Annotated in this window: 5 protein-coding genes and 1 pseudogene; 5 read left to right on the forward strand and 1 reads right to left on the reverse strand. The window is 42.7% G+C overall.

Annotated elements, in window-relative coordinates; genetic code table 11:
- The first annotated feature begins 235 nt into the window (after positions 1-235).
- The 4 genes from pyrG to CHB62_RS13800 all read left to right on the forward strand — a co-directional run bounded on the left by pyrG (position 236) and on the right by CHB62_RS13800 (position 7,851).
- The gene (gene pyrG / locus CHB62_RS13785) at positions 236-1,846 is read left to right on the forward strand and encodes a CTP synthase (protein ID WP_089367285.1); all 1,611 of its coding nucleotides are present in this window, start codon (positions 236-238) and stop codon (positions 1,844-1,846) included.
- On the forward strand, positions 1,847-3,775 hold the full coding sequence (gene yidC / locus CHB62_RS13790; protein WP_009012882.1) for a membrane protein insertase YidC: 1,929 nt from the start codon (positions 1,847-1,849) through the stop codon (positions 3,773-3,775).
- Between the two features lie 3 nt (positions 3,776-3,778).
- Positions 3,779-5,938 (forward strand): dipeptidyl-peptidase Dpp5, encoded by a 2,160-nt coding sequence (dpp5, locus tag CHB62_RS13795; RefSeq protein ID WP_089367286.1) that lies wholly within the window; start codon positions 3,779-3,781, stop codon positions 5,936-5,938.
- Between the two features lie 290 nt (positions 5,939-6,228).
- Positions 6,229-7,851, forward strand: coding sequence for an MFS transporter (locus CHB62_RS13800; protein ID WP_089367287.1), 1,623 nt, complete (start codon positions 6,229-6,231; stop codon positions 7,849-7,851).
- Positions 7,852-8,847: 996 nt separating this feature from the next.
- On the opposite strand, the pseudogene CHB62_RS13805 reads toward CHB62_RS13800, so the two are convergent.
- A pseudogene (locus CHB62_RS13805) lies at positions 8,848-9,198 on the reverse strand (Lrp/AsnC family transcriptional regulator); the annotation flags it as partial.
- Positions 9,199-9,374: 176 nt separating this feature from the next.
- Between CHB62_RS13805 and CHB62_RS13810 the strand changes: the two are divergent.
- A partial coding sequence (locus CHB62_RS13810; protein WP_009012764.1) for a helix-turn-helix domain-containing protein occupies positions 9,375-9,620 on the forward strand: 246 nt, incomplete at its 3' end.

Consider the following 9,620-nt stretch of genomic DNA (forward strand, 5'->3'; position numbering starts at 1 on the left):
AACGAAAGACCAAGAGAAAAATTAAACTTTTCTACTCCAAAGTGTGAGTTCTTTAAACACGTTTTGTAATTTTGCACTTGCTGGTTGACTCTGCGGTTGTGGTTAAATGGAATATTTGATGCTATTTTTATTACTTAATGACCCGTCTAATTCACATAAAATTAGTATCTTTGCACATTAGTTTATAACCAACTAATTTAGTTTAGAAAGATAATAATTAAACATAACATACATCGTGGCTGAAACAAAGTACATTTTCGTTACGGGCGGAGTAGTTTCTTCACTTGGTAAAGGAATTATCTCGTCATCAATCGGTAAGCTTCTTCAAGCAAGAGGTTACAACATTACCATTCAGAAGTTTGATCCGTACATCAACATCGATCCAGGTACGCTAAACCCTTACGAGCACGGTGAGTGCTACGTGACGGAGGATGGTATGGAGACCGACCTCGACCTCGGTCACTACGAGCGCTTTACGGGTATTAAGACCACGAAGGCCAACTCAATGACTACGGGACGTATTTATAAGAGTGTCATCGACAAGGAACGTCGTGGTGACTACCTGGGTAAGACCATTCAGGTAGTACCGCATATCACGGATGAGATTAAGCGTAATATCAAACTGTTGGGTCAGAAGTATCACTATGACTTTGTGATTACTGAGATTGGCGGTACTATTGGTGATATTGAGTCAGCTCCATTCCTTGAAGCAATACGCCAGTTGAAGTGGGAGTTGGGCAAACGTGCTATTAATCTTCACTTGACATACGTTCCTTACCTGAGAGCTGCAGGGGAGTTGAAGACTAAGCCAACGCAGCATAGTGTGAAGGAATTGCAGAGTGTAGGTATACAGCCAGATGTCCTTGTCTTGCGTACTGAGAAGCATCTTGATGATGATATCCGTAAGAAGGTGGCAGCTTTCTGTAATGTTGATTTCGATTGTGTTGTACAGAGTGAGGACCTCCCAAGTATCTATGATGTCCCTGTAAATATGCTGGAACAGGGTTTGGATGCTGCTATCCTACGTAAGTGTGGGGAGGAAGTTGGTCCTAAGCCTGCTCTTGGTCCTTGGAAGGAGTTCCTCGATCGACAGCGTAAAGCAACGAAGGAGGTACACATCGGACTTGTTGGAAAATACGACTTGCAGGATGCTTATAAGAGTATTCGTGAAGGATTGATGCAGGCTGGAACCTACAACGACCGTAAGACGGTTATTACCTTTATCAATTCTGAAGACTTAACAGACGAGAATGTAGCCGAGAAACTTAAGGGGCAAGATGGTATTGTGATATGCCCAGGATTTGGTCAGCGTGGTATTGAGGGTAAGATAGTGGCCGCTCACTATACTCGTACACATGATATCCCAACCTTCGGTATCTGTCTTGGTATGCAGATGATGGTGATTGAGTTTGCTCGTAACGTCCTTGGTTATAAGGATGCTAACTCTCGTGAGATAGATGAGAAGACTACGCATAATGTGATAGATATCATGGAAGAACAGAAGAATATCACGAATATGGGTGGTACTATGCGTCTTGGTGCATACGAATGTGTATTGCGTCAAGGGTCACATACCTTTAATATCTATAAGAATGAGCATATTCAGGAGCGTCATCGCCATCGCTATGAGTTCAATAACGACTATGAGAAGGAGTTTGAGAAACATGGTATGATGTGTGTTGGGCGTAACCCAGAGAGCGACTTGGTTGAGATTGTTGAGATACCAAGCCTGAAGTGGTATATAGGAACACAGTTCCATCCAGAGTACCAATCAACAGTGCTCGGTCCACATCCGCTCTTCCTCGACTTCGTTAAGACTTCAATTGAAAATCAGAAAAGCAAATAAATGGATAAAAAAACAATCACAGGGTTTGTACTCATAGCCCTGATTCTCTTTGGTTTTGCATGGTGGCAGCAGCCATCAGCAGAACAGAAAGCTAAGCAGAGAGCTGAGTTTGTAAAGGATTCTATCGCTGCTGCCAAGAAAGCACAAACTGCTAAGCTTGCTGCAGAGAAGCAAGCACAACAGAAGGAGGCTGCGGCAGTGGATACAACTGCACTGTTCTATTCTGCATTGAATGGTAAGGCACAGGATATTACACTGAAGAATAATAAGGTGGAATTGACCTTGAGCTCTAAAGGTGGCGTCGTTAAGAAGGCTGTTATCAAGAACTATGTCGGTCATAATATCGCTGTTAAGGATGGTTCGAAGGACCAGAAGGATGTTACCTTGTTTAGTGGTGACGACCAAAGTCTTAACTTTATGTTGGCTACAAAGAATAGTAACATCGAGACAAAAGACCTTGTCTTCACGCCATCAAACGTGACTGACTCTACTGTTACATTTACTGCAGCTGCAGGAAAAGGTAAGATGCTTACCTTAAACTATACCCTTAGTGATGGTTATCTGCTTCGTATGTCATTACAGACTACGGGTATGAATGGACTGTTTGCACCGAATTACAACCAGATGGATATCAACTGGCAGGATCGTTGTAGGCAACAAGAACGTGGCTTTACATTTGAGAATAGATACGCAACGCTTACCTTTAAGAAGCATGATGGCGGTACTGACTATTTAAGTGAGACTGCTGAAAAGGAAGAGACTACGGAGGATCCAATGGACTGGGTGGCTTTCAAAAACCAGTTCTTCTCTGCAGTAATGATTTCAAAGGATAACTTCTCTACAGGTGCTAAGCTTAAGAGTACTCCACTTGAGAAATCTTCTCATTACTTAAAGCACTATGAAGCTAACATGAAGGCAGGCTTTGACCCAACAGGTAAGCGTCCTTCAGAGTTCGAGTTCTACTTTGGTCCTAATGACTTCCGCCTACTTCAATCTGTAGAAAAGCAGAGTCACTTCGGTAAAGAGCTTGATATGGAACGCCTTGTATATCTCGGTTGGCCATTGTTCCGTATCATCAACCGCTGGTTCACGCTTTATGTATTCGATTGGTTGAGGCAAGTATTCCCAATGGGAGTGGTGTTGATACTCATTACCTTGCTGTTAAAGCTCATTACCTTCCCTATGGTGAAGAAGAGCTATATGAGTTCTGCAAAGATGCGCGTGCTCAAACCAAAATTGGATGAGGCTACTAAGCAATTTAATAAGCCAGAGGAGCAGATGCAGAAACAGCAGGCTATGATGCAGAAATACGCTGAATATGGTGTCAGCCCATTGTCTGGATGTCTTCCAATGTTGATACAGATGCCTATCTGGATTGCGATGTTCAATTTCGTACCGAATGCTATTCAGCTTCGTGGCCAGAGCTTCCTTTGGATGGATGACTTAAGTACTTACGATCCAATCTTCTCATGGGGCCATGATGTTTGGCTCGTAGGTGATCACATCTCATTGACCTGTATCCTCTTCTGTGGCGCTAACTTACTTTATACATGGTTTACCATGCAGCAGCAGAAAGACCAGATGGTGGGCCAGCAAGCAGATCAGATGAAGATGATGCAGTGGATGATGTTTGCTATGCCATTGTTCTTCTTCTTCATGTTCAATGACTATTCATCAGGTCTTAACTTCTATTACTTCATATCACTCTTCTTCTCTGCAGCTATCATGTGGACATTGCGCAAGACAACTAACGAAGAGAAGCTCCTCGCAATCCTTGAGGCTCATAGAGAAGAGAGGAAGAATAACCCATCTAATAAGGGTGGTGGACTCTTCGCTCGTCTGCAGGCTTTGCAGGAGATGCAGCAACAGCAGCAAGAAGAACTACGTCGGAAACAAGAAGCACTTAATAACAAAAAGAAAAGTCTATAAGCTATGAACAAAAACTTAACCATTGCAATGACTGCCGCTCTAATGATGAGTGGCGGTGTTGCACAAGCGCAGGATGTGAACATCGGACGCAACAACATCACGCTGAAGAGCGACCTCATGACTCCTGAGGCGCTTTGGGCTATGGGGCGTATCGGTGCTGCACAGGCCTCACCTGACGGCAAGAGGATTGTCTATCAGGTGGGTTACTACAGTGTAAAAGAGAACAAAGGACATCAAGTGTTGCGTGTTATGGATGCTGATGGCAAGAACGACCGTCTACTCACCACCTCTTCAAAGAGCGAGAGTGACGCAGCGTGGCTTGACAACAACACCTTAGCATTCCTTTCAGGAGGCCAGTTGTGGACGATGTCTGCCGATGGTTCCAACCGAAAGCAGCTTACACAGTCTGATATTGATATTGAAGGCTTCCGTTTCTCACCCGACCGTAAGCGTGTAGTGCTCATCAAGAGTATTCCTTACTATGGTACTATCAAGCAGAACCCAAGCGACTTACCGAAGGCTACGGGTATGGTTATTACCGATATGAACTATCGTCATTGGGATCATTACGTAACAACCAATGCACATCCTTTCGTGGCTGATGTTACAGCAGAGGGTGTTGGCGCAGGCGTTGACGTACTTGATGGCGAACCATACGAGAGTCCGTTGGCTCCTTTCGGAGGTATCGAGCAAATTGATTGGAGTAAGGACTCAAAGCTTGTTGCCTATACCTGTCGTAAGAAGGAAGGTACACAATACGCCATCTCTACTGATGCCGACATATATATATATAATGTGGAAACGCGTCAGACAAAGAACCTCTGTAAGCCAGCCGACTATGTTGAGCCAAAGTGTGATGCGACAAAGAGCCTACGTAATCAGGCTGTCAACCATCAAGCGGGTGATATGAATGTAGGTTACGATGTGAACCCTAAGTTCTCTCCTGACGGCAAGTATATTGCTTGGCAGAGCATGAAGAACGATGGTTATGAGAGTGATCGCAATCGTCTTTGTGTCTATGACTTGGCTACAGGGAAGAAGACATACGTCACTGAGAGCTTTGACTCAAATGTAGATGACTATACATGGGCCGTTAACTCAAAGGACCTTTATTTCATTGGGGTATGGCATGCGACAGTGAATATCTATCAGACTAATCTTAAGGGAGAGGTGAAGCAACTCACAGAGGGCGACCATAACTATGTAAGTGTCTCACTCTTAGGTGACAAGAAGTTGCTTGCTATTCGTCAGAGTATCTCTCAAGCTAATGAAATCTACGCTGTCACTCCATCAAAGAAGGAGAAGACAAGTGTACAGACACAGCTTAGCTTTGAGAATAAACATCTCTATGACCAGTTGGCTATGGGTGATGTAAAGTCTCGTTGGGTAAAGACAACCGATGGTAAAGAGATGATGGAGTGGGTGATAACACCACCACATTTCGATCCGAACAAGAAGTATCCAACCTTACTCTTCTGTGAGGGAGGTCCACAGAGTCCTGTCTCTCAGTTCTGGAGTTTCCGTTGGAACTTTCAGATAATGGCTGCTAATGGATACGTTATCATAGCACCAAACCGTCGTGGACTACCAGGTTTTGGTAGCGCATGGAACGAGGAGGTGAGTACAGATTGGACTGGTCAGTGTATGAACGACTACCTCTCTGCAATTGATGATGCAGCTAACAATCTCCCATTCGTAGACAAAGACCGCTTAGGAGCAGTTGGTGCTTCATTTGGAGGATTCTCTGTTTACTATCTTGCAGGTATTCATAACAAGCGTTTCAAGTGCTTTATCTCACATGATGGAGCCTTCAACCTTGAGAGCATGTACACTGATACTGAGGAGGCTTGGTTTAGTAACTGGGAGTATGATGATGCTTATTGGAACAAGGATAAGAGTGAGGCTGCGAAACGCACATACGCAAATAGTCCTCATCTTAAAGTTGATAAGTGGGATACTCCAATCCTTTGTATCCACGGCGAGAAGGACTATCGTATCAATGCCAATCAGGGGATGGGAGCATTCAATGCGGCTCGTCTGCGTGGTATCCCAGCCGAGTTACTTCTCTATCCAGATGAGAACCACTGGGTATTGAAGCCACAGAACGCTATTCTCTGGCAGCGTACATTCTTCAATTGGCTTGACCGTTGGTTGAAGAAGTAGGTGATTAGATGATAAGTGAACGAGTTTACAAGTAGATAAGTAGACAAGTGAACGAGTTTACAAGTAGACAAGTTGCTTGATAGTATTAACTCGTTTACTTGTTAACTTGTAAACTCGTCAACTTGTAAACTTATTAACTCATTTACTTGTAAACTTGTCAACTCGTCACCTTGTCAACTTATTAACTCGTCAAACTATTCACTCATCAACTCATTCAGTTTTAACTTATAATCTAACAAATAACTTGTTTACTTGTCAACTCGTAAACTTGTTAACTAATAAATATCATCATGACAGATAAAATTCAAACTACATTGAGAGATTCAGCGGCAATGCGTTGGACGGCTCTCCTACTTTTATCCCTGGCAATGTTCTGTGCCTATATCTTTGTCGACATCCTTTCTCCTATCAAGGAGTTGATGCAGGAGCAGAGAGGTTGGGACTCAACCGCTTTCGGTACGATGCAGGGTTCAGAGACATTCCTTAATGTCTTCGTGTTCTTCCTTATCTTTGCAGGTATCATCCTCGACAAGATGGGCGTTCGTTTCACTGCTATTCTCTCTGGTGCAGTGATGTTAACTGGTGCTTTGATTAAGTATTATGCTATCAGTGATAGCTTTGCTGGTAGTGGACTTGAAGTATGGTTTACCAATAATCTAAACCACATTCCTGTCTTCGAGCAGTTGGGTGTGTCGCCTTTCTATGAGGGCATGCCTGCGTCAGCCAAGGTAGCCGCTTGTGGCTTCATGATATTTGGTTGTGGAACAGAGATGGCCGGTATCACCGTTTCTCGTGGTATTGTAAAGTGGTTTAAGGGTCGTGAGATGGCCTTGGCAATGGGTTCTGAGATGGCTTTAGCACGTCTTGGCGTTGCTACTTGTATGATATTCTCTCCTTTCTTTGCAAAGTTAGGTGGCAACATTGACGTATCTCGTTCAGTAGCCTTTGGTGTTGTTCTTATTTGCATTGCATTGATGATGTTTGTTGTTTACTTCTTTATGGATAAGAAACTTGACTCACAGACTGGTGAGGCAGAGGAGAAAGACGATCCATTTAAGATTAGCGACCTTGGAAAGATACTTACCAGTATGGGCTTCTGGCTTGTAGCCTTACTCTGTGTACTTTATTATTCAGCTATCTTCCCATTCCAGAAGTATGCTGTAAATATGCTTCAGTGTAATCTTACCTTCCATGAGCTTCCAGCGAACTCATACTGGGCTTCATCAAGTGTGACAATCGTTCAGTACGCTATCATGCTTGTTGTTGCAGCAACCGCTTTCATGTTCAACTTCATGAAGAACAAGGCTATGAAGAACATTATGCTTTTCGTGTCTGTTTTTTGCCTTGTTCTCTATTGTTATATGGGTTATATGCGTCAGTCAGCCGAGTCTATCTTTGCAGTATTCCCATTGCTCGCAGTAGGTATTACACCAATCCTTGGTAGCTATGTCGACCATAAGGGTAAGGCAGCATCTATGCTTGTGTTAGGTTCATTGCTTCTGATTGTTTGTCACCTCACATTTGCCTTCATTCTTCCACAGTTTAAGTCAAGTCAGGTAGGTGGTGTTATCGTAGCATACGTAACCATCCTCGTTCTTGGTGCCTCTTTCTCACTCGTACCAGCATCATTATGGCCAAGTGTTCCAAAGTTGGTAGATGCAAAGATTATTGGTTCTGCTTACGCTCTCATCTTCTGGATTCAGAACATTGGTTTGTGGTTGTTCCCATTGCTTATCGGTAAGGTTCTCGACAAGACAAATGTTGGTGTAACTGACCCAACACAGCTCAACTACACTGCTCCATTGATTATGCTTGCAGGTTTAGGTGTGATTGCACTTGTCATCGGCCTTATCTTGAAGGTAGTAGACAAGAAGCGTCACCTCGGTTTGGAAGAGCCTAATATCAAGGAGTAAGATAATAGGATGAAACTTGGATGGTTTATGAATACGTTGTATCATTGAACTTTCATTAACCATCCTACGATTAAGTAGATAATATACAGAAAAGCCCTCATGAGCAGTTTATGCTTGTGAGGACTTTACTTTTATCTTTCATGAGAATGGGGTGATAGTCTTCACTAATATCAGACGAACTTTTGTAGAGTTATTTTTGAGCTTCTCTTCTTGTAGAACAATACGTTACAATGACTGTGTGTGGTTGTGTAATGGATAGTCTCTTCCCTTGTGATGTTCATCTAAGGTGACAGTTTGTTCATGTGCCAATAGTCTTTTATTATGTATAAAGTTCATTGCACCATTCGTTTCTTCCCCCTGCGCCCTACGTATTGACCATGCGTACATAATCTTACTAAGCATTAACACAGCGAGAGAAGGATGAAGCTATGACCTGAAAGGGATATACTCGTAAGAAGAAATAAGACGCTAAATACTAAGTTACGTGGCTGAACTCTATACATAAGAAACATTCCGTGAATCTGTAATTATCTTCTTTATATAAACATAAAACTCTTCTTATTTGTAAAGAAAATACATATCTCCAATTTGAAAGACGCCTAATAAGCTTTGAGAAGACGCCTTTCAAGCCTCAAGAACATGCCCTTTAAGAACGTTGTTAAGGCTCTTCTTGATTCTAACTAAGCATCTTATGCAATGATGTATTTTAACCATTTAATTATCAAAAGGTTATATGTGAGTAGTGCGTGGATATTTCGAGCGTTGTAGTAGTTCGTTATGATACTGTTTTGTAAGGATATTTCGTGTTTAGCGGATAGGTGAATAAGGGATGAAGAGGTGCAAGTTGCGGTGATAGAGAATGGTGTATATTAGAGATAAGAAGTCTGAAAACGAAGAAACCCGCACAACGATTGTGCGGGTCTTCTTGTATTGCTTTATCCTTTCGAGATAGTTTTACAGTTACTCTGCGCTATTGGTATAGCGTAGACAATCCTGTTACTCTTCTTCCTCTTCATCGTCTTCCAGAACGACATCAGCCACCTTCATGCCCTCAATAGGCAAGGTACGGTCGATAACAGCATTGTAAGAGATAGAACTCTCACTGCGTGACAGACCCAGTGGCATCAGCTTGTCATGGATAACAGACATAAGGTGATGGTTGTTATATGCGTAGATTTTCAAGAAGAGGTCATACTCACCTGTGGTGTAGTGACACTCTACAATCTCTGGAATCTGGCGCAAAGCCTCAACAACATCATCGAATTTCTCTGGGTTTTTAAGGTTCAGTCCGATGAAAGCACAGGTCTCATAACCAATACGTTCTGGGTCGATAATAAACTGAGAACCGCAAGTTCAACATAGAACTGCAATCCCAAGTGCTGGTGTAGCTTAATAATCTATACCTGAAAACACCGAGGGGTTTGGGGGCGAGAAGCCCCCATGAGAAGAAAATCAACAAGCAATGCATAAAAATAAGAAAGGGAGACCTCTGTCTCCCAAAGATTAATTAATTTTGCATTGCAATGTACAAACAATTAACCTCGGAGCAAAGGTACACAATTTCTGTGCTACTCCAAAATAGAACGAAACAAAAAGATATTGCCAAGGCGATAAATGTAAGTGCAAGTACAGTGTCTCGTGAAATAAGACGTAATAGCGGAGTCAGAAGACACTATAATTGGGAAACTGCCCAAGCAAATGCAGTACAAACAAGGCGCAGAAAGCCAGGCAATCGTTCAGTAGACAAGGATGTCATGGAAGAGGCGAAG

The organism is Prevotella jejuni, assembly GCF_900187995.1.
Classification (GTDB): Bacteria; Bacteroidota; Bacteroidia; order Bacteroidales; family Bacteroidaceae; genus Prevotella; species Prevotella jejuni.